This is a genomic window from Paraburkholderia caledonica (genome assembly GCF_000383275.1).
GTDB classification, from domain to species: Bacteria; Pseudomonadota; Gammaproteobacteria; order Burkholderiales; family Burkholderiaceae; genus Paraburkholderia; species Paraburkholderia caledonica.
The window spans coordinates 377680-398889 of the sequence record NZ_KB911040.1 but is presented as its reverse complement, the minus strand read 5'-3'; the positions used below and the strand labels follow the sequence as shown (position 1 = coordinate 398889).

Below are 21210 nucleotides of genomic sequence, written 5' to 3'. Positions count from 1 at the left end.
GGTTGATTCGACTCTCCGCGATATCTATCTCGCATCATGTCCGCGCGCCTGCCGCCAGCGACGAAGGAGCTCCGATGGTTTCCCCGCATTCGCAATTGTTAAAAGTCACGCAGCGCGTGGTCGAACGCAGCAAGCCGACTCGCGAGGCGTACCTCGCGCGCATTCACGAGGCGCAGGGCAGGTTCCCGGCGCGCGGCGCGCTTTCCTGCGCCAATCTGGCCCACGGTTTCGCGGGCCTGGAAGGCAATGACAAGCTCGTCATCAAGCAGATTCGTGAACCGAACGTCGGCATTGTCTCCTCCTACAACGAGATGCTGTCGGCTCACGCGCCGTACAAAAACTACCCGGACATCATCAAGCAGGCCGCGCGCGAGAACGGCGGCGTCGCGCAGTTCGCGGGCGGCGTGCCGGCCATGTGCGACGGCATTACGCAAGGCAACGCGGGCATGGAGTTGTCGCTCTTCTCGCGCGAAGTCATCGCGATGAGCACCGCGGTTGCGCTTACGCACAACATGTTCGACGCGGCGCTGTGCCTCGGCATCTGCGACAAGATCGTGCCGGGCCTGTTGATCGGCGCGCTGCAGTTCGGCCATCTGCCGACCATCTTCGTGCCGGCCGGCCCCATGACGAGCGGTCTTTCGAACGACGACAAAGCCAAGACGCGCCAGCAGTTCGCGACCGGACAATGCGGTCGCGACGCGCTACTCGAAGCGGAAGCCGCCGCCTATCACGGCCACGGCACCTGCACGTTCTACGGCACCGCGAACAGCAACCAGATGCTGATGGAAATCATGGGCCTGCATCTGCCCGGCTCGGCTTTCGTGCATCCGCATACGCCGTTGCGCGACGCGTTGACCGCGCAGGCCGCGCGCCGCGTGCTTGATCTGACCGTCGAGCGCGGTCATTACATGCCGATTGGTCACGTGATCGACGAGAAAGCGATCGTCAACGGTATCGTCGCTTTGCTGGCGACAGGCGGCTCGACCAATCACACGCTGCACCTCGTCGCGATTGCCCGCGCCGCCGGCATCGTGATCGATTGGGACGACTTCGACACGCTGTCGCAAGCAGTGCCGCTGCTCGCGAAGATCTATCCGAATGGCAAGGCCGACGTGAATCATTTCCACGCCGCCGGTGGCGTCGCGTTCCTGGTGCGCAATCTGCTCGAAGGCGGATTGCTGCATGAAGACGTCAACACGGTGGCGGGCAAGGGCCTTCATCACTACACGGAAGAACCGAAGCTGCTCGACGGCAAGCTGCAATGGGTGCCGGGCGTTCAGGCCAGCGAAGACACGGCAGTGTTGCGCGGCATCAAGGAGCCTTTCCAGGCGGACGGCGGCCTGCGTTTGATGCAGGGCAAACTCGGACGCGGCGTGATCAAGATCTCGGCCGTCGCGCAGCAGCATCGCAAGGTGAAGGCGCCGGCCATCGTATTCGACTCGCAGGAAGCCGTGCAGGAAGCGTTCGATAACGGCGAGCTGAAGCGTGACTTCATTGCCGTGGTGCGTTTCCAGGGCGCGCGGGCAAACGGCATGCCGGAACTGCATCGTTTGACGCCGCTGCTCGGTGTGTTGCAGGATCAAGGTTTCCATGTCGCGCTGGTCACGGACGGGCGCATGTCTGGAGCGTCGGGTAAGGTGCCCGCGGTGATCCATCTGTCGCCGGAAGCACTGCTGCAAGGGCCGATCGGCAAGGTGCGCAGCGGCGACATGCTGGTGATTGACGCCGAAGCCGGCGTGCTCGACATCGAAATCGACCCGGCCGAATGGGCTGCGCGTCCGAACGCCGTGCCGCTGCATCAGGCGGAGAACGAAGTCGGTTTCGGCCGCGAGCTGTTTGGTGTGTTTCGCGCGGCGGCAGCGCCTGCGGAGCAGGGCGCGTCGGTGTTCGGGCCGATGGTGGGCGAACGTGCGGCGTCGCACGGCGAGCACACCGCGCCTGCAGCGAACCATGTGGGTGAGTCGGGCGTGACTGTTGCGAGCACCACGCAGGCGGGGTAAGCGGTACCCGCCGCGTGAGTTGAGTGGCGCAGCAAATCGGACGAGACAGGTACGAACCGGACCGGGTAGGTTGATCGACCAACGCGACTAACGGGACTAACGGAACTAACGGGACTGACCAGGCAGCTGACGAAGCGGATTGCCCGGCACGTCCAGCTAAGCCGATTGACCAGCGGACTCGCCAGGCGAGCTGAGTCGTCAGAAAAAACCGGCAATCAATCCAGCCAGCCAAGCGCGCCAACCGGCAGCTGGCAGAAACAAGGAGTTTGACAATGACGTCGAAAACAGTAAGCGATATCGTGCGCCTCGGTCCGGTGATTCCGGTGCTAGCGTTCGATTCCGCCGAGCAGGGCGAACACGTGTCGCGCGCATTGCATGCGGGCGGCGTGAAGGTGCTCGAAATCACGCTGCGCACGGCTGCCGGCCTGGAAGCGATTGAGCGCGCGAGCCACCTTGCCGATGACATCGTGGTCGGCGTCGGCACGATCACGCGACCCGAGCACTGCGCTCAGGCGAAGAAAGCAGGCGCGCAGTTCGGTGTCTCGCCGGGCCTCACGAAGGACATGCACAAAGCTGCGCAGGACGCCGGATTGCCGCTTCTGCCTGGCGTGATGACGCCGAGCGACATCATCACCGCGCTCGAACTCGGTTACGAGATCGTGAAGTTTTTCCCGGCGCAGCAAGCGGGAGGTGTGCCAATGCTGCAAGCTTTTCATGGCCCGTTCCCGACGCTGAAGTTTTGCCCGACCGGCGGCATCACCGCGGAAACGGCCACGCACTTCCTGTCGCTGCCGAACGTGGTGTGCGTCGGCGGATCATGGCTCACGCCGAAAGCCGCATTGGCCGCGCAGAACTGGGAAGAAGTCACGCGTCTTGCGCGCGCCGCGAGCCAGTTGGCCGCGCCCGCTCACTAGTTCTTATCCGCCGCATCTAGCCAGGTCAACGAGCCAGGAAAGCAAAAGCCTCGTCGATACAGCCGGTCCGGCTGTCGCGGCGAGGCTTCGTTGCAAATATGCTCGTTAGTTTCGCGGGCATTTCGAGACAACAAACAGTAAAATTCAGCGTCCGCGCGGTTCGCACAGTTCTGATGCGTGCCGTCGCCATGAGACGAGGTGGCTGCTGTCTTGCGCACCCACAATCAATAACGCAAAAAGGAGGAGCTTCATGGAAGCTGTTCACGGCAGCACGCTGCTGGTATTCGGGGTAATCGCCATTGCCTTGCTGATCTTGTTGATCACGCGCTACAAGGTCTATCCGTTCCTCGTTCTGATCATCGTGTCGCTGCTGCTCGGGCTCGCGTCCGGCATGCCGATGGCGACCATCGTCAAATCGTTCGAAACGGGCAACGGCAACACGTTGGGTCACATCGCGGTGGTGGTGGGCCTCGGCACCATGCTTGGCAAGATGATGGCCGAATCGGGCGGCGCGGAACGCATCGCCACGACGCTCATCAACTGGTTCGGCGAGAAGAATATTCACTGGGCGATGATGGTTGTCGCGATCATCGTCGGTCTGCCGGTGTTCTTTGAAGTCGGCTTCGTTCTGCTGATTCCGATTGCCTTCAACGTCGCGAAACGCACCAATAAATCGCTGCTGCTGGTCGGCCTGCCGATGGTCGCGGGTCTGTCCGTCGTGCACGGGCTGATTCCGCCGCATCCGGCCGCAATGCTCGCGGTGCAGCAGTATCACGCCGATATCGGCAAGACGATCGCCTATGGCCTGATTATCGGCGTGCCGACGGCTATTGTCGCCGGTCCGCTGTTTGCGCTGCTGATCAGCCGCTACGTCAAGCTGCCGCAAGAAAACGCGCTGGCCGCGCAATTCCTCGGTCACGACGACGCGGCGAAGAACGGTGCAACGAACACAGCGCCGAAGCGCGAACTGCCGAGCTTCGGCATCACGCTCTTCACGGTTCTGCTGCCGGTGATCCTGATGCTGGTGGGTAGCTGGGCAGACCTCGTGTTCACGCCGAAGACCTTGCCGAACGACCTGCTGCATTTCGTCGGCAACTCTGACGTCGCGCTGCTGATCGCGGTGCTGGTCAGCTTCTGGACCTTCGGTGCAAGCCGTGGCTTCAATCGCGATCAGATCCAGAAATTCTGCGGCGAATGTCTTGCGCCGATCGCGGGCATCACGCTGATCGTCGGCGCGGGCGGCGGTTTCGGGCGCGTGCTGATGGATAGCGGCATTTCGAAGGAAATCGTTGCTGCAGCCACTGCAGCGCACTTGTCGCCGTTGCTGTTCGGCTGGCTGGTCGCGGCGCTGATCCGTCTTGCTACGGGTTCGGCGACGGTCGCAATGACCACTGCCTGCGGCATCGTCGCGCCAATCGCGGCGGCAAGCGGTGTGCAGGTGAAGCCGGAATTGCTCGTGCTGGCAACGGGCTCGGGCTCGCTGATTTTCTCGCACGTGAACGACGGCGGTTTCTGGCTGATCAAGGAATACTTCGGTATGACGGTGGGGCAGACCTTCAAGACATGGTCGCTCCTCGAGACCATCATTTCGTTGATGGGTTTGGGCTTGACCTTCGCGCTAGCGGCGGTCCTGTAAGGAGTTTTTGATGATTTTGATCGCAATGGGCGTGTCGGGCGCCGGCAAAACGAGAATTGGCGAGATGCTGGCGGAACGCCTGCACTGCGCGTTCACCGACGGCGACGCGTTTCATAGCGCCGCCAACAAGGAGAAGATGCACCACGGCATTCCGCTCACCGACGAAGACCGGTGGCCGTGGCTCAAAACTATCCGCGCCGCGATCGAAGAAAAGCAGAAGGCGGGCGAGACAGCGGTATTCACATGTTCGTCGCTGAAACGCTCGTATCGCGACATTCTGCGCGACGGCGACAAGGACGTGTGCTTCGTCTATCTGAAGGGCTCGCGCGAGGTGTTGGAACAACGTCTGACCACGCGTACCGGGCACTTCTTCGATCCGTCGCTGTTGCAGAGCCAGCTCGATACGCTCGAAGAGCCGGGGCCAGACGAAGCAGTGACGGTGAGCATTGAACTGTCGCCGGAACAGATCGTGGACGAGGTGTTGAAGCAGGTCCAACAACGGTAAGCTCCGGCGCAGTGTTTGCCGGTGAGATGAAAAAAGCCGCTCGATCGAGCGGCTTTTTTTCGACCTGCAGAACGACGAAGGCTCTTAGCGGATGCGCTTCGCCAGTTCGACCGCCTTGCCGATGTACGAACCCGGCGTCATGGCAAGCAGGCGGTCTTTCGCGTCTTGCGGGATAGCCAGTCCACCCACGAACGTTTGCAACGCCTCGCGCGTGATGCCCTTGCCGCGCGTCAACTCCTTCAACTGCTCATACGGATTCTCAATGCCGTAGCGGCGCATCACCGTTTGCACCGGCTCGGCCAGCACTTCCCAGCAATTGTCGAGGTCTTCGTTCAGGCGCTGTGCGTTCACTTCGAGCTTGTCGAGACCGCGGATCAGCGAGTCGTACGCGAGCAGCGAGTAACCGAACGCGACACCCATGTTGCGCAGCACCGTGGAGTCGGTCAGGTCGCGCTGCCAGCGCGAAACCGGCAGCTTGTCGGCGAGATGTCGCAACGTGGCGTTCGCGAGCCCCAGATTGCCTTCGGAGTTTTCGAAGTCGATCGGGTTGACCTTGTGCGGCATCGTCGACGAACCGATCTCGCCGGCCTTCGTGCGTTGCTTGAAGTAGCCGACCGAAATGTAGCCCCACACGTCGCGGTCGAGATCCAGCAGGATCGTATTTGCGCGCGCGACCGCGTCGAACAGCTCGGCCATGTAGTCGTGCGGCTCGATCTGGATCGTGTACGGATTGAATGCGAGCTTCAGACGCTGTTCGACCACTTCACGCGAGAACGCTTCCCAGTCGAACTCCGGATACGCCGACAGATGCGCGTTGAAGTTGCCGACCGCGCCGTTCATCTTGCCGAGCAGTTCGACCTTCGCGATACGGTCGATCGCGCGTTCGAGGCGCGCGGCCACGTTGGCGATCTCCTTGCCGAGCGTGGTTGGGCTAGCCGGCTGGCCGTGCGTGCGCGAGAGCATCGGCTGCTCCGCTTGCGCGTGAGCGAGCGCAACGAGCTTCTGATGCACCGTGCGCAACGCCGGCAAAATGACGTGTTCGCGGGCGCCCGCAAGCATCAGGCCGTGCGACGTGTTGTTGATGTCCTCCGACGTGCACGCGAAGTGGATGAACTCGCTCGCGCGCTCCAGTTCTTCCTGGCCTTTGACCGATTCCTTCAGCCAGTACTCGACCGCTTTCACGTCGTGATTCGTCACGCGCTCGATTTCCTTGATGCGCGCGGCGTCGTGCGCGGTGAAGCGCTCGGCCAGTTGCAACAGGAATTGCTCGGAGGCATCGGAGAAGCGCGGCACTTCCGCGAAACCCGCGCGCGAAAGGGCGATCAGCCAATGGATTTCGACCGTCACGCGATTGCGCATGAACGCGGCTTCCGAGAGCCAGTCGCGCAGGGCTTCGGTTTTCGACGCATAGCGTCCGTCGAGCGGAGAAAGCGCATTCAGCGCGAACAGGGTGTCGGGGCGGGTGTCGGACATGATGGCGGCTGGCTCTAGGCGTTGAGCGCTCACTGAACTCACGGTGAGCGGATCGGAACGGAAGGGAACCGCGAATTTTACCACTAGAGCAGCATCCGCCCGGAGCGCCGGCCGCCGGCCTTCATTGAACGTTCCGCGACAAAGGCTGCAACGCTCAAGCCGGCGAGCCTTCGTAGCAAGGGAATAGCGTAGGCAGGATGAACGAAGGCATCGAGTAGCGCGAGAAACAGCGCGACGTCGAGCCCGGATGCACGATATGCAGGCAACTCGCCTGCGGATCGTCCGCGGCAATGACTTTGCGGCCTGCTTCAACCACGGGCCGGATAAAACTCTCGTCGTCGCACAAATCGATATCGTCGAAGGCGGACACCGCAGCCAGCGCTTTTTCGTACACGTATGAGAAGCCATAGAACAGCACGAAGTCCGCGCCTATCTGCATTTTTTCGTGGAACTCCACATGACTGACCGACTGGCCGCTCAGTTCGTAATGCAGGCCGACTTTCGCGTTGAGGTCCATATAGCCGAAGAATCGCGTGTGCGGCGCATACATGAAAAAGCCCGACAGCTTGACGAGATCGGCGCGGTTTTCACGCATCGTCGTGACCATATGGGCGAGGTAATGCGGCGCATAGTGGTCGTCGTCGTCGAAATGGGCGATCACCGTACCGCGCGCTTCGCCGATCAAAAAGTTACGCTTTGAGCCGATCGACATTCGCGCCGGCGAATGGAAATAGCGAACGCGTGCGTCCTGTGAAGCCAGCGCCAGCAGATACGCGCTCGGCACGGCGCTGTCATCGAGAATCAGCCATTCCCAGTCGACTCGTTGGCGCAACACGCAGCGCGTGATGGCAGGCAGCAGGTGTTCGCGATTGGCGGTCGGCGTGATGATCGAAACGAGTGGCGGCATGGGCGAGGCCGCGTTGCGCGGCAAGGTGAGTAGATGGTTCGACCGATGTGTGCCGGCCGTGTCCGCGGTGGCGGTGTAGCGCGACGAGGGTTGACCGCCCGCGTCGCGCGCCGACGCAAGATAGCGATGCGCGGCGCGCGGGCCTATCGGCAAAATCCGATTTTTTGACGAAGCTGCGATAAAGCATTCGCCGCCAACGCCGGCGCCGCTGCGACACCCACTAGAATGCTGACTTCTTCTTTCTCGCCGGCAGCAGGCCTCGCATGGAACTGAAATGGCTGGAAGACTTCGTTTCGCTCGCGGAAACGCGCAGTTTCAGCCGCTCGGCTGAGTTGCGTCATGTCACGCAGCCGGCGTTCTCGCGGCGCATTCAGGCGCTCGAGGCGTGGCTCGGCACCGAACTGATCGACCGCTCGGTTTATCCGACGCGGCTCACGGCGGCGGGGCAGGTCTTCAACGAGCAGGCGCTCGCGATGCTCTCGCAGTTCCACGAAGCCCGGGCGCTCCTGCGTGGCCATACAGCGACGCCGCAAGCGACCATCGAGTTCGCCGTGCCGCACACGCTGTCGCTCACGTACTTCCCGCGCTGGCTTCAACGCATCGAGGCGCAAATGGGCCCGATCCATACGCGGCTGCGCGCGCTCAACGTGCACGACGCGGCGCTGTCGCTGGTGGAAGGCGGTTGCGATCTGATGATGGGTTATCACCATCCCAGTCACCCAGTCGCGCTCGATCCCGGCCGCTACGACATGCTGACGCTAGGCAACGAGCCGATCAGCCCATTCTCCGCGCCGGGGCGCGCAGGCCGGCCGCGTCATACGTTGCCGGGCACAGCCGAAGCGCCCACGCCGTACCTGTCGTACACGCCGAACGCGTATCTTGGACGCATGACCGAGGTGATTCTCGCGAACGCGCACGAACGCCTCTATCTCGACCGGCTCTACGAAACCGACATGGCGGAAGGCCTCAAGGCGATGGCGCTGGCCGGTCACGGCATCGCCTTCCTGCCGCACAGCGCGGTGGAAGACGCGGTCGCGGACGGCAAGCTGATCCGGCTCGACCGCGGTACGCGCGGCACGCCCGAAGGCCAGCTCACGCTGACGATGGAAATTCGCCTGTACCGGGACAAGCTGGCCGCGAAGAGCGACGACGCGCGGCAAATCCTCGTGCGGCAGTTGTGGGACGTGGTATCGGAAGAACTCGCGCACGGCAGCGCTTGAAGCGACCCGTTACCAACCTGCTTGCCTACGACGCAAATTTGCGGCTTTTCGCGGGTTATGCAAAAAAAACATAATCGGATAAGGAAACGGCATTGGATTTCAAAACGGCGTTTTTCGACAATGCTGCTATTCGAACAACGCCGGAGCGTTCATGTCTTCCCAGCAGCAAGTCGCACAATCTGCCTCAACGTTGCAGTCCGTTCCCTCCTACCTGAATAGCGAAGACCTCGGCCCTTGGGGTAACTACCTGCGCCAGGTCGACCGCGTCGCGCCGTACCTCGGCTCGTTGTCCCGCTGGCTCGAAACCCTGAAGCGCCCCAAGCGCATCCTGATCGTCGACGTGCCTATCGAACTCGATAACGGCACCGTCGCGCACTTCGAGGGCTACCGCGTGCAGCACAACGTGTCGCGCGGTCCCGGCAAGGGCGGTGTGCGTTATCACCAGGACGTGACGCTGTCGGAAGTGATGGCGCTGTCCGCGTGGATGTCGGTGAAGAACGCTGCGGTGAACGTTCCTTACGGCGGCGCGAAGGGCGGCATCCGTGTCGATCCGCGCACTTTGTCGCGTGGCGAACTGGAGCGCATGACGCGTCGCTATACCAGCGAAATCGGCATCATTATCGGACCGAACACCGACATTCCCGCGCCGGACGTGAACACGAACGAGCAGATCATGGCGTGGATGATGGACACGTATTCGATGAACCAGGGCCAAACGGCGACCGGCGTCGTGACCGGCAAGCCCATCACGCTCGGCGGTTCGCTCGGACGCCGCGAAGCCACGGGCCGCGGCGTGTTCGTGGTCGGTTGCGAGGCGGCACGCCGCATCGGCTTCGACATCGAAGGAGCTCGCATTGCCGTGCAAGGTTTCGGCAACGTCGGCGGGATTGCCGCGCGTCTGTTCCAGGAAGCGGGCGCAAAGGTGGTCGCGGTGCAGGATCACACGGGATCGCTCTACAAGTCGACCGGTATCGACGCGGTTGCGTTGCTCGATCACGTCGCGAAGACGGGCGGCGTCGGTGGTTTCCCTGAAGCCGACGCAGTCACGAATGAAGAATTCTGGACCGTCGAATCCGACATCCTGATCCCGGCTGCGCTGGAAAACCAGATTACCGAAAAGAACGCCGGCAAGATCAAGACGAAGATCGTCGTGGAAGGCGCAAACGGCCCGACCACGACGGCGGCCGACGACATCCTGCACGATCGCGGCATCCTCGTCATTCCGGACGTGGTGGCCAACGCAGGTGGCGTTACGGTGTCTTACTTCGAGTGGGTGCAGGACTTCTCGAGCTTTTTCTGGACCGAAGACGAGATTAACCAGCGCCTCGAACGCGTGATGCGCGAAGCATTTGCCGCTGTGTGGCAGGTGTCGAGCGAGCAGAACGTGTCGGTGAGAACGGCGGCGTTTATCGTCGCGTGTAAGCGGATTTTGCAAGCGCGCGAAATGCGCGGCCTGTACCCCTGATCGCGGGTTGTAACTGCAGGAAACGGCGGGTCTGTTACCTTACCGATCCGTCGCGCATTTCACGTGAATGCGCATGCTCGAACGCGATCCACCAGAGCGCGTGTTTTGGCCGGCGGGCGGCATCGTTACGATGCCGCCCGCCTTTGTATATGCCGAAACCCCGGCCTACTGTGCGAAGCGCCGCCAGGCAATAGCGGCGTGCGCGCAACAACAATGGTTTATAGCCATACTTTCAGAATAATTACTTTGCTAAACTGGCGCCGGTTCTTGCCAAGGAGATCAAACATGAAGGTTAAAAAAGCTGCGCTGCTGCTCGCGACTCTCGGACTGTTTACGGTTGGCGCGCACGCGCAAGACGCCGGTACGCTGAAGAAAATCAAGGACACGGGCGTTATTTCGCTGGGTCATCGCGAATCGTCGATTCCGTTTTCGTACTATGACGACAAGCAGAACGTCATTGGCTATTCGCAGGAATTCGCACTGAAGGTGGTTGACGCAGTCAAGCAGAAGCTGAACATGCCGAACCTGAAGGTGAAACTGACGCCGGTCACGTCGCAAAACCGTATTCCGCTGGTGCAGAACGGCACCGTCGACATGGAATGCGGCTCCACCACGAATAATGCAGAGCGCCAGCAACAGGTGGCGTTCTCGAACACGATCTTCGTGATCGGCACGCGTCTGATGACCAAGAAAGATTCGGGCATCAAAGACTGGGCCGACCTGAAGGGCAAGACGGTCGTCACGACCGCCGGCACCACCTCCGAGCGCCTGCTTCGCAAGATGAATCAGGACAAGAGCATGGGCATGAACATCATCAGCGCGAAGGACCACGGCGAGTCGTTCCTGACGCTGTCCACCGGTCGCGCTGCTGCCTTCATGATGGACGACGCGCTGCTCGCCGGCGAGCGCGCAAAATCGAACACGCCCAACGATTTCGTGATCGTCGGCGCGCCGCAATCGCATGAAGCTTACGGCTGCATGCTGCGCAAGAACGATCCGGAGTTCAAGAAGGTTGTCGACGACGCAATCGCGAAGGTCGAAACTTCGGGCGAAGCCGATCAGATTTACAAGAAGTGGTTCGAAACGCCGATTCCGCCGAAGGGCCTGAACCTGAACTTCCCGGAAAGCGACGACATCAAGGCGCTCTTCAAGAGCCCGAATGACAAGGCGATCGACTAAACCTTAGCTGTTTTTTTGAAACGCTGAACGAAACGGAAGAGGCCACGCGCTTCTTCCGTTTCTTTTTGCTGGAGTCTTGGTCATGTCATATCACTGGAACTGGGGCATTCTGCTGAGTCCGGTCTCCACCGGCGAGCCGACCACCTATCTGGGCTGGCTGCTGTCGGGCTTTTGGGTGACGATTACCGTGTCGCTGTCGGCATGGGTGATCGCGTTGATCGTCGGTTCGTTGTTCGGCGTGCTGCGCACGGTACCGAACAAATGGGCGTCGGGCATCGGCACGCTCTACGTCGCGATTTTTCGCAACATCCCGCTGATCGTGCAATTCTTCATCTGGTATCTGGTGATACCCGAATTGCTGCCGGTCTCGATGGGCACCTGGTTCAAGCAACTGCCGCCTGGCGCGCAGTTCTTCTCGTCGTCGATCATCTGTCTCGGGCTCTTTACCGCCGCGCGCGTGTGCGAGCAGGTGCGCTCGGGCATCAACGCATTGCCGCGCGGCCAGCGCGCCGCGGGTCTCGCAATGGGCTTCACGCAATGGCAGACGTACCGCTATGTGCTGCTGCCCGTCGCGTATCGGATCATCGTGCCGCCGCTCACGTCGGAGTTCCTGAATATCTTCAAGAACTCGGCGGTGGCGTCCACAATCGGTTTGCTGGATCTGTCCGCTCAGGCACGCCAACTCGTCGACTACACGTCGCAGACGTATGAGTCGTTTATCGCGGTCACGCTGGCCTACGTGCTGATCAATCTGGTCGTGATGCAACTGATGCGCTGGGTCGAAGCCAAGACCCGGTTGCCCGGCTATATCGGAGGCAAGTGATGCACCACTTCGACTGGAGCGGTATTCCGGGTGCACTGCCCACGCTGTGGACCGGCGCGGTGGTCACGTTCAAGATCACGCTCATCGCGATCGTGATCGGCATTGTCTGGGGCACGGTCCTCGCCATGTTGCGGTTGTCGTCGTTCAAGCCTTTCGAGTGGTTCGCGAAGGGTTACGTGACGATTTTCCGCTCGATCCCGCTGGTGATGGTTCTGCTGTGGTTCTTCCTGATCGTGCCGCAGGTGCTGCAGAACGTGCTGGGTCTGTCGCCGGATATCGACATTCGTCTCGCGTCCGCAATGGTCGCTTTCTCGCTGTTCGAGGCGGCGTACTATTCCGAGATCATCCGCGCGGGTATTCAGTCCGTGCCGCGCGGGCAGGTCAACGCGTCGTTCGCGCTCGGCATGAACTACGCGCAGTCCATGCGTCTCGTGGTGCTGCCGCAGGCGTTCCGTGCCATGGTGCCGCTGCTGCTCACGCAGGGCATCGTACTCTTTCAGGATACGTCGCTCGTCTACGTGATCAGCCTCGCCGACTTCTTCCGCACCGCCACGAATATTGGCGATCGTGACGGCACGAATGTCGAAATGGTACTGTTCGCGGGCGCGTGTTATTTCGTGATCTGCGTGATCGCGTCGAGCCTCGTCAAAGGTCTTCAGAAAAAGGTCGCAAGATGATCTCTATCAAGAATGTTTCGAAGTGGTACGGCCAGTTTCAGGTACTGACGGACTGCACGACGGAAGTCAAAAAAGGTGAAGTGGTCGTGGTGTGCGGACCGTCGGGTTCCGGCAAGTCGACGCTGATCAAGACCGTCAATGGTCTCGAGCCATTTCAGAAGGGCGAGATCGTCATCAACGGTCAATCGCTGACTGACAAGAAAACCAATCTGTCGAAGCTGCGTTCGAAGGTCGGCATGGTGTTCCAGCACTTCGAACTGTTCCCCCATCTGTCGATCGTGCAAAACCTCACGCTCGCGCAAATCAAGGTGCTCGGCCGCTCGAAAGACGAAGCGTCGGCGAAGGGGCTGAAGTTGCTCGATCGCGTCGGTTTGCGCGCACATGCGGACAAATTCCCGGGCCAGTTGTCGGGCGGTCAGCAGCAGCGTGTGGCGATTGCGCGCGCGTTGTCGATGGATCCGATCGCGATGTTGTTCGACGAACCCACGTCGGCACTCGACCCGGAAATGATCAACGAAGTGCTCGACGTGATGGTCGAACTTGCGCAGGAAGGCATGACCATGATGTGCGTGACGCACGAAATGGGTTTCGCGAAGAAGGTCGCGCATCGCGTGATCTTCATGGACAAGGGCTTGATCGTGGAAGACGACCGCAAGGAAGACTTCTTCGCCAATCCGAAGTCCGATCGCGCAAAGGACTTTCTCGCGAAGATCCTGCACTGAGATTGCGAGTGTCGCGTCGTTTCGCACGCGACCTGCCCGCAAGGGCCGCAACAAAAAGCCGCTCGGAAGAGCGGCTTTTTTATTGCTGGAATGCGGCTGAAACGCGGCTGATTCGGGTGTGATCAGGATTCGAACGCCGCGGCGTCGTCCGCCGCTTCGAGATCGACTTCGACTTCCACGGCGGGGGCGGCCGGCGCCGACGCCGCGATCGTGCTCGCCGAAGCGGACGCATCCAGCGCGGGATTGCGCAGCTTTTCCAGCACCGAAGCCGGCACAGGCACATTGACGCGGCCAATTACGTCGCCGTGCTGGAACATCAACAGATCGCCGGGTTCGAACGCGCTCCACACTTCGTTGTCGGTCAGCGGCTGCGTCGCGATCACTGCAACGCGGTCTTCGGGCGTGGTGTATTTGGCGAAGTCGATCGAGACGTCGGCGTCGACCAGATGCGCGGTCGAAAAAGGCCAGCGCCGCACGATGTAGTGCAGATGCGTGGAGCAATGCGCGAACAGCGCCTGGCCATTCGACATCAGAAAATTGAACACGCCGAACTGCGTAATCTCGCGCGTAAGTGTTTCGAGCGCGGCGAAGAGTTCATTGAGCGGCGGTTGCTGCGCGCCGGGAAACGCCTTGCGCAAGCCTTCGAGCAATGCGCAAAAAGCAAGCTCGCTGTCCGTCGTGCCGACTGGCTGATAGACGCCCGAGAGTACCGGCGAAAAGTCTTTCAGATCGCCGTTGTGCGCGAAAATCCAGTGGCGCCCCCACAGTTCGCGCATGAACGGGTGGCAGTTTTCAAGCAGGATGTGCCCTTGCGTCGCCTTACGAATATGCGCGATGGTGTTCTTCGACTTGATCGGATAGCGCTTGACCATTTCGGCGATCGGCGAGGTGGCCGACGATTGATGGTCGATGAACAGGCGACATGCTTTGTCTTCGAAGAAGGCGATGCCCCAGCCGTCGGCGTGGTGGTCGGTGACGCCGCCGCGCGCCGCAAAGCCGGTGAACGAGAACGTGACGTCCGTCGGCGCGGCGCAGTTCATTCCGAGAAGTTGGCACATGTTGCGGGTAAGCCTGTGAACGGGGCGAGCCGTTACAATGATGATTGTTCAAGCATATCACCGAGCCAGAAACGCCAAATAGCAAAATAGACGTGTGTTCAGGCCGCAACACGGCGGTTTGACCTCATTGTTGGCGCATTGCTCGCATTTTCAGCTGCCCCTGTTCCGCTCTCGCTCTCCTCTCGCCATGACCGATTCCAACGCTTCTCCTGATTCCCGCGACTCGATCACGCTCGCACGCCCGGACGACTGGCACTTGCACGTGCGCGACGGCGCAATGCTTGCAGCCGTGTTGCCGGATACAGCCCGCCAGTTCGCTCGCGCGATCATCATGCCGAATCTGAAGCCGCCGGTTACGACCACGGCGATGGCGCAGGCGTACCGCGAGCGCATCGTCGCCGCCATCCCGGCCGGCGCGAAATTCGAGCCGCTCATGACGCTGTATCTGACGGACAACACGCCGCCGGACGAAATCCGCCGCGCGCGCGACAGCGGTTTCGTGCATGGCGTGAAGCTTTACCCGGCCGGCGCTACGACCAACTCGGACGCCGGCGTGACCGACATCATGAAGTGCGCGAAAACGCTTGAAGTGATGCAGGAGACCGGCATGCCGCTCCTCGTGCATGGCGAAGTGACGGACTCGTCGATCGATCTGTTCGACCGCGAAAAGGTGTTCATCGACCGGGTCATGACGCCGTTGCGCCGCGACTTCCCCGCGCTGAAAGTGGTGTTTGAGCACATCACCACCAAAGACGCGGTCGACTACATCCGCGAAGCCGGCGTTGCGCCGAACCTGCTCGGCGCGACGATCACCGCACACCACTTGCTGTACAACCGCAACGCGATTTTCCAGGGCGGCATTCGTCCGCATTATTACTGTCTGCCCGTGCTCAAGCGCGAGACGCATCGCGTCGCGCTGGTCGAAGCGGCAATCTCGGGCAATCCACGTTTTTTCCTGGGTACCGACAGCGCGCCGCATCCGAAGGGTTTGAAGGAGCACGCTTGCGGCTGCGCCGGCTGCTATACGGCGCTGCACGCGCTGGAGCTGTACACCGAAGCCTTCGACCAGGCGGGCGCGCTCGACAGGCTCGAAGGCTTCGCGAGCTTCTTCGGCGCGGACTTTTATGGTCTGCCGCGCAACCAGGAGAAGGTCACGCTGCGTCGCGAAGAGTGGACGTTGCCTGCTGAACTGCCAGTCGGCGACACGCCTGTCGTGCCGCTGCGTGGCGGTGAGTCGATCGGTTGGCGGCTGATTTGAGGCTTTGCTAGATGCAGAGTGAAGCGGGCTCGGGTGTGGTCGACGGCGAAGGCGCTGGAGCACAGGTGGGTGCGGAACCGGTGCCGGGCGCGGGCGCCGGGGCGCGCTTCGCCGCTATCGACTGGTCAAGGCCGTGGTTCGCGCAATTCGCCGGACGCGGCCAGCGCTGGCAGCGGGCCGCGCTCACGAGTTACGCCGCGTTGCTCGCCGAGATGAATGCCGACGCCGCTAACACGTGTCAGACCACAGGCCGCGGCCAACGCCTCGCGTTCATCGCGCAGGACGAACTACCGGCCGGCGCCGCGTACGAGGCGCACATCGCGTCGACCGGCCGCGTGCCGACACGCCACAATTTGCACGACTTCTTCAACGCGTCGATGTGGTTCGCCTTCCCGCGCATCAAAGCCGCGCTCAATACACGGCAGTCGGCGGCGATCGACCTGCTCGGCGTCGGCTCGACGCGCGGCAGCGTGCGCGATGCGCTGACTCTCTTCGACGAAAACGCACTGCTGTTTGCGTGCAGCGATCCAGCGTTGAGCGCCGCGCTGCGCGGCTTCGACTGGCAGACGTTGCTGCTCCAGCGGCGCGACGCATGGGGTTCGAGCTGCGAGGTGCGCTGCTTCGGCCATGCGCTGCTGGAAAAACTCATCGCGCCGTTCAAGGGCTGCACGGGGCATGCATGGATCGTCGACGTACCGTCGGCGTACTTCGAATGGAACGCCGCCGCCCGCGATGCCTGGCTGGACGAGGCGGTCAGCGCCGCGTTGCTGACCACCGACGCGCTGACGAGCCGGCTGTTCGCGCCGCTTCCGGTGCTCGGAATTCCGGGCTGGTGGCCCGACAACGAGACACCGGCCTTCTACGACGACAAGTCTGTATTCCGCTCCGGTCGGCGCGCGGATGTTAAAATCGGCGCCAGCAAAGCAGGCCAGGCAGTCGCGGCCTCAGCGGCTTCGGCCAAAGAGGGCGAGGAAAGTCCGGACTCCACAGGGCAGGGTGATGGCTAACGGCCATCCGTGGCGACACGCGGAACAGGGCAACAGAAAGCAAACCGCCGATGGCCCGGCGCAAGTCGGGATCAGGTAAGGGTGAAACGGTGCGGTAAGAGCGCACCGCGGCTGCTGCAAGGCAGTCCGGCACGGTAACCTCCACCCGGAGCAATTCCAAGTAGGCAGGCGCGCATCTTCGAGATGCAGGACGGGGCCCCCGTCTCGTCTGCGGGTAGGAAGCTTGAGCGTGTCAGTAATGACTCGCCTAGAGGAATGGCTGCCACGCGCGTCGCGTCTTCGGACGTTGCGCGTGCACAGAATCCGGCTTATCGGCCTGCTTTGCCACCTCATAAAAAATGCCGGCGTCTTTTCAGAACGCCGGCATTTTCGTTTCTCCGTGCGGGGTTTCGGTCAGGACCGCCCGCGCGGCTCGTGCTTTCGCCGTGACACTGCGCTCAGTTCGCCACGATATCGAACGAGTGCGTGAGTTCGGCCGTCTTCGCGATCATGATCGACGCCGAGCAGTATTTGTCGTGCGACAGGTTGATCGCGCGCTCCACGGTAGCCGGGTTCAGATTCTTGCCGGTCACGGTGAAGTGGAAGTGGATCTTCGTGAACACTTTCGGATCTTCGCTGGCGCGCTCGGCCTTGAGCGTCACCGAGCACCCGGCGACTTCCTGGCGGCTTTTCTTCAGGATCATCACGACGTCGTAGGCGGTGCAACCGCCCGTGCCGAGCAGAACCATTTCCATCGGACGCGGTGCGAGATTGCGGCCGCCGCCCTCGGGCGCGCCGTCCATCGCAACCAGGTGGCCGCTGCCCGTCTCAGCAGCAAACGCCATCCCGTCTTGCCCCATCCAGCTCACTTTGCATTCCATGCTGTACTCCACCGCGCATCGCTATATCGAGACGGCATTGTAGCCCGGCGATCCAGCGTCCGCCCGAGGCGACTCGCGAGCCAAATATGCGAATTGACGTCTGACTTGTTGCAGCGCGGCATGTTGGGACGGGGTTAGGCAGATTGCCCCGCGTTTAGGGGATTTACTCTAGTAGCGCTGGCTTGCACCCCTCAACTGCGTATGCCTTGTCGCTGTAGCTACTTGGGCGGACGCTTCTTTCGCCATCCATAACCCGCATTATGAAATGCGATTTCACATTGCAAATGTTCTTGCGTTGCACAAGCTTGCTTCATATAATTGCTCCATCGGTTGCGGCAGTTCGCAACCTCCGCTGTCTCCTCCACCTCCTCCTTTGGTGGATTAAACCCGAACCGCTCGTTCGGGTTTTTTTTCGCCCGCGTTTTCAAGCTCTCCGAAGGCCCACGAGGCGCATTCGGTACCAAGTCCAGCACGTTTTGACTTGACGTCGCAAATTCCTTTATAATTCAGGGCTTTTCCGCATTCGCGCCCGCGGAGGAAGAACAGGGAGAGCCTGCACGCGCCTCGATGCGCACACTACAAGCAGGAAAAAACACATTGGGCGCAGCAATTTTTTTGGATCGATCATGAAGACGTTTTCCGCAAAAGCCCATGAGGTGACGCGCGAATGGTACGTGATTGACGCGACGGATAAGGTTCTCGGGCGTGTCGCCAGCGAAGTGGCACACCGTCTTCGCGGCAAGCACAAGCCTGAATTCACTCCGCACGTCGACACCGGTGATTTCATCATCGTTATCAACGCCGGCAAGCTGAAGGTCACGGGCAACAAGGCTACTGACAAGAAGTACTATCGCCACTCGGGCTACCCGGGCGGTATCTATGAAACGACGTTCGGCAAGATGCAAGAACGCTTCCCGGGCCGTGCGCTCGAAAAAGCGGTCAAAGGCATGCTGCCGAAGGGCCCGCTCGGCTACGCGATGATCAAGAAGCTGAAGGTCTACGCTGAAGCAACGCATCCGCATTCGGCGCAACAGCCGAAAGCGCTCGAGATCTAAGGGGAGCCCACATGATCGGTAACTGGAATTACGGCACGGGCCGCCGCAAGAGCGCCGTCGCACGCGTGTTCATCAAGGCAGGCAAGGGCGAGATCATTGTGAACGGCAAGCCTATCGCCGATTACTTCTCGCGCGAAACGTCGCTGATGATCGTTCGTCAACCGCTGGAACTCACGAACCACGGCGTCACGTTCGACATCAAGGTCAACGTGAACGGTGGCGGTGAAACGGGTCAAGCCGGTGCAGTTCGCCACGGCATCACCCGCGCGCTGATGGACTACGACGCAACGCTGAAGCCGGAACTGTCGAAGGCTGGCTTCGTTACGCGTGACGCTCGTGAAGTCGAACGTAAGAAGGTCGGCTTCCACAAGGCACGTCGCAGGAAGCAATTCTCGAAGCGTTAATCGCTTCGGGTGCGCACCGGCTCCAGGGCCGGAACGCAGCAAAAGCCGCCAACGCTGTCGCGAAGGCGGCTTTTTTTATGATTACGGCCTCGCTTGGGGCAACGGCTCGGTCGCCGCTCCGCCCGCGTCGGCGCCGATGCAGGCAGACCGCGCGCAACGGCAGTGTCGATCGAAGCGACTGTAAGGACCCATTGATTTTGTGGGCTTCGGCACGATATTGAGATCAGCCCTACAATAGCGGTTAGAAGCTTTTTGGAGAGTTCGAATGAACGCAGTCACCGACACACCCGTGACCGAGATGCCCGCCCCCTTCGTCTTTACCGACGCAGCGGCTGACAAGGTCAAGCAACTGATCGAAGAAGAAGGCAATGCGGACCTGAAACTGCGCGTTTTCGTGCAGGGCGGCGGCTGTTCCGGCTTCCAGTACGGCTTTACGTTCGACGAAGCCGTCAACGAAGACGACACCGTCATGAACAAGAGCGGCGTGCAATTGCTGATCGACTCGATGAGCTACCAGTATCTGGTCGGCGCTGAGATCGACTACAAGGACGACATCAACGGCGCGCAGTTCGTGATCAAGAACCCGAACGCGACCACGACGTGCGGTTGCGGTTCGTCGTTCTCGGTCTGACAAACGGACAGACAAAGCGTTGGAAAGCAACGGGGCTTCGCGCCCCGTTTTTTATTGCCTGCGCAAGCCGACGCGACGCGCTTCCCGCGCGACCTCTGCAACCGCGCACGCTCAATGGCCACCGCGTCAACGCGGGTAAATTGCGCCCAACACGCGTTCCGCGCTCGCGCCGGTAACAGCCGGCAAACTTCCCGGCAGGCGCGCGACGCAGCGCATTGCGAGCCACGCAAAGGCCAGCGGCTCGACCTGGCTCGGCGGCACGCCGAGGGCGTCGGTCGTCATCACGGGAACGCCGCTTACGCCGCTGTCTTCCAGTGCCTGCTGCAGCGCCTTCAAAATCGCCGGATTGCGCGCACCGCCGCCGCACACGTAGACCGCTCGCGCGTCCGGCGCGTGCCGCTCGACCTCGCGCGCGACTGTCACAGCGGTTAACGCGACCAGCGTGGCTTGCACGTCGGCCGGCGCGAGTTCGCCAAACGGGCGCAGTTTGGCATCGAGCCACTCGGCATTGAACAGGTCGCGACCGGTGCTCTTGGGCGGTTGCTGTGCGAAATACGGTTCGTCGAGCAGCGCGTTCAGCAGTGACCGGTCGACCTGGCCGCTTGCCGCGAACTGACCGTTTTCGTCGAATGGCTTGCCGAGATGGCGCTGAGCCCACTCGTCGAGAAGCGCGTTCGCCGGCCCGCAATCGAAGCCCCGCACGCTGCCGGTCGCATTCAGAATAGTAATGTTGCTGATGCCGCCAAGATTGCATACCACGCGCGTCTCGTCTTTCGCGCCGAAGATGGTCGCATGAAACGCCGGCACGAGCGGCGCGCCCTGGCCGCCAGCGGCCACGTCCCTGCTGCGGAAGTCGGCGACCACGTCGATATGCATCATCTCGGCAAGCAGCGCCGGGTTGTTGATCTGCCGCGTGTAGCCTTTTTCCGGCCTGTGCCGCACCGTCTGCCCATGCACGCCGATCGCGCGCACTTCGGCGGCGGAAACGTGGCAACCTCGTAAGAGCTCGTGACAACACACGGTATAGCGCGTGGCGAGCGCATTGGCGGCCAGCGCTTCCCGTTCGATCTCGTTTTCGCCCGGCTGCTGCAGCGCGAACAACGCGTCGCGCAAGCCGGCTGCAAAGCCGACGAACGCCTCGGCCAGCACCACGGGCGGTTTCCCTTGCGCGAACCGGACAGCCACGCCGTCCACACCGTCCATGCTGGTGCCGGACATCAATCCAAAGTAGACGCCGTCTGCGGGGTCTTGCGCCACGTTGCTGCTCCTGGTCATGGTTCGTTGCTCTTTCATTGCCGCTGCTTTGCGAAGGTTTTAGCAGATTATCGATGCAATCGCGCTCGAATATAAAGCGCGTCCCGGGCGAAGGGACGCGCTGCAGCCGGGATGCGACGTCCAACCCGCACCGCCAGAACG

19 protein-coding genes, 1 other RNA gene and 1 pseudogene are annotated in these 21210 nt (G+C 61.5%); 16 read left to right on the top strand and 5 right to left on the bottom strand.

The features are described from left to right. Nucleotides 1-74 precede the first annotated feature (74 nt). From edd to H281_RS0122010, 4 genes are all read left to right on the top strand, one after another. On the top strand, nt 75-2000 hold the full coding sequence (edd, locus tag H281_RS0122025; protein WP_020069320.1) for a phosphogluconate dehydratase: 1926 nt from the start codon (nt 75-77) through the stop codon (nt 1998-2000). A gap of 272 nt (nt 2001-2272) precedes the next feature. Next, nucleotides 2273-2914, top strand: coding sequence for a bifunctional 4-hydroxy-2-oxoglutarate aldolase/2-dehydro-3-deoxy-phosphogluconate aldolase (gene eda / locus H281_RS0122020; RefSeq protein ID WP_020069319.1), 642 nt, complete (start codon nt 2273-2275; stop codon nt 2912-2914). 250 nt (nt 2915-3164) lie between these two features. After that, a complete protein-coding gene (locus tag H281_RS0122015; RefSeq protein WP_020069318.1) occupies nt 3165-4550 on the top strand; it encodes a GntP family permease in 1386 nt (461 codons plus the stop codon). 10 nt (nt 4551-4560) lie between these two features. Beyond that, the gene (locus H281_RS0122010) at nt 4561-5055 is read left to right on the top strand and encodes a gluconokinase (protein ID WP_020069317.1); all 495 of its coding nucleotides are present in this window, start codon (nt 4561-4563) and stop codon (nt 5053-5055) included. Between the two features lie 84 nt (nt 5056-5139). On the opposite strand, the gene purB is transcribed toward H281_RS0122010, so the two are convergent. Together purB and H281_RS0122000 are read right to left on the bottom strand one after the other, a co-directional pair. Next, nucleotides 5140-6528 carry an adenylosuccinate lyase gene (gene purB / locus H281_RS0122005; protein WP_020069316.1) on the bottom strand — a complete coding sequence of 463 codons (1389 nt, stop codon included), beginning with the start codon at nt 6526-6528 and terminating at the stop codon, nt 5140-5142. Nucleotides 6529-6682: 154 nt separating this feature from the next. After that, nucleotides 6683-7435, bottom strand: coding sequence for a glycosyltransferase family 2 protein (locus tag H281_RS0122000; protein ID WP_027804838.1), 753 nt, complete (start codon nt 7433-7435; stop codon nt 6683-6685). 263 nt (nt 7436-7698) lie between these two features. Between H281_RS0122000 and H281_RS0121995 the strand changes: the two genes are divergently transcribed. From H281_RS0121995 to H281_RS0121970, 6 genes are all read left to right on the top strand, one after another. After that, entirely contained in the window at nt 7699-8655 is a 957-nt protein-coding gene (locus tag H281_RS0121995; protein WP_020069314.1) for a LysR family transcriptional regulator, read from the top strand. 151 nt (nt 8656-8806) lie between these two features. Beyond that, on the top strand, nt 8807-10120 hold the full coding sequence (locus H281_RS0121990) for a Glu/Leu/Phe/Val family dehydrogenase (RefSeq protein WP_020069313.1): 1314 nt from the start codon (nt 8807-8809) through the stop codon (nt 10118-10120). 285 nt (nt 10121-10405) lie between these two features. Further along, entirely contained in the window at nt 10406-11299 is an 894-nt protein-coding gene (locus H281_RS0121985; RefSeq protein WP_020069312.1) for a glutamate/aspartate ABC transporter substrate-binding protein, read from the top strand. 82 nt (nt 11300-11381) lie between these two features. Next, entirely contained in the window at nt 11382-12122 is a 741-nt protein-coding gene (locus tag H281_RS0121980; RefSeq protein ID WP_020069311.1) for an amino acid ABC transporter permease, read from the top strand. Continuing rightward, nucleotides 12122-12799, top strand: a complete 678-nt coding sequence (gltK, locus tag H281_RS0121975) for a glutamate/aspartate ABC transporter permease GltK (protein ID WP_020069310.1) — start codon at nt 12122-12124, stop codon at nt 12797-12799. The genes H281_RS0121980 and gltK overlap by 1 nt, the downstream gene beginning before the upstream one ends. Continuing rightward, a complete protein-coding gene (locus H281_RS0121970) occupies nt 12796-13521 on the top strand; it encodes an amino acid ABC transporter ATP-binding protein (RefSeq protein ID WP_020069309.1) in 726 nt (241 codons plus the stop codon). The genes gltK and H281_RS0121970 overlap by 4 nt, the downstream gene beginning before the upstream one ends. A gap of 122 nt (nt 13522-13643) precedes the next feature. Here H281_RS0121970 and H281_RS0121965 read toward each other — a convergent pair whose 3' ends face one another. After that, a complete protein-coding gene (locus H281_RS0121965) occupies nt 13644-14579 on the bottom strand; it encodes a class II glutamine amidotransferase (protein ID WP_027804837.1) in 936 nt (311 codons plus the stop codon). Between the two features lie 187 nt (nt 14580-14766). Between H281_RS0121965 and pyrC the strand changes: the two genes are divergently transcribed. From pyrC to rnpB, 3 genes and pseudogenes are all read left to right on the top strand, one after another. Beyond that, complete coding sequence (gene pyrC, locus H281_RS0121960; protein ID WP_020069307.1) at nt 14767-15837, top strand: dihydroorotase; 1071 nt, start codon at nt 14767-14769, stop codon at nt 15835-15837. An 11-nt stretch (nt 15838-15848) separates the two neighbouring features. Continuing rightward, nucleotides 15849-16670 (top strand): annotated as a pseudogene (locus tag H281_RS0121955) (DUF3025 domain-containing protein); the annotation flags it as partial. Nucleotides 16671-16757: 87 nt separating this feature from the next. Beyond that, an RNA gene (gene rnpB, locus H281_RS35640) (RNase P RNA component class A) lies at nt 16758-17171 on the top strand. Between the two features lie 110 nt (nt 17172-17281). Here rnpB and H281_RS0121950 read toward each other — a convergent pair. Beyond that, a complete protein-coding gene (locus H281_RS0121950) occupies nt 17282-17704 on the bottom strand; it encodes an OsmC family protein (RefSeq protein WP_020069305.1) in 423 nt (140 codons plus the stop codon). A 626-nt stretch (nt 17705-18330) separates the two neighbouring features. On the opposite strand from H281_RS0121950, the gene rplM reads away from it, so the two are divergent. From rplM to erpA, 3 genes are all read left to right on the top strand, one after another. After that, nucleotides 18331-18759, top strand: coding sequence for a 50S ribosomal protein L13 (gene rplM, locus H281_RS0121945; protein ID WP_020069304.1), 429 nt, complete (start codon nt 18331-18333; stop codon nt 18757-18759). Nucleotides 18760-18770: 11 nt separating this feature from the next. Further along, complete coding sequence (gene rpsI, locus H281_RS0121940; RefSeq protein ID WP_007180423.1) at nt 18771-19163, top strand: 30S ribosomal protein S9; 393 nt, start codon at nt 18771-18773, stop codon at nt 19161-19163. 265 nt (nt 19164-19428) lie between these two features. Beyond that, entirely contained in the window at nt 19429-19794 is a 366-nt protein-coding gene (gene erpA, locus H281_RS0121935) for an iron-sulfur cluster insertion protein ErpA (protein WP_007180424.1), read from the top strand. Between the two features lie 126 nt (nt 19795-19920). Here the strand turns inward: erpA and H281_RS0121930 are convergent, their stop codons facing one another. Beyond that, a complete protein-coding gene (locus H281_RS0121930) occupies nt 19921-21087 on the bottom strand; it encodes an anhydro-N-acetylmuramic acid kinase (protein ID WP_277394740.1) in 1167 nt (388 codons plus the stop codon). Between the last annotated feature and the right edge of the window lie 123 nt (nt 21088-21210).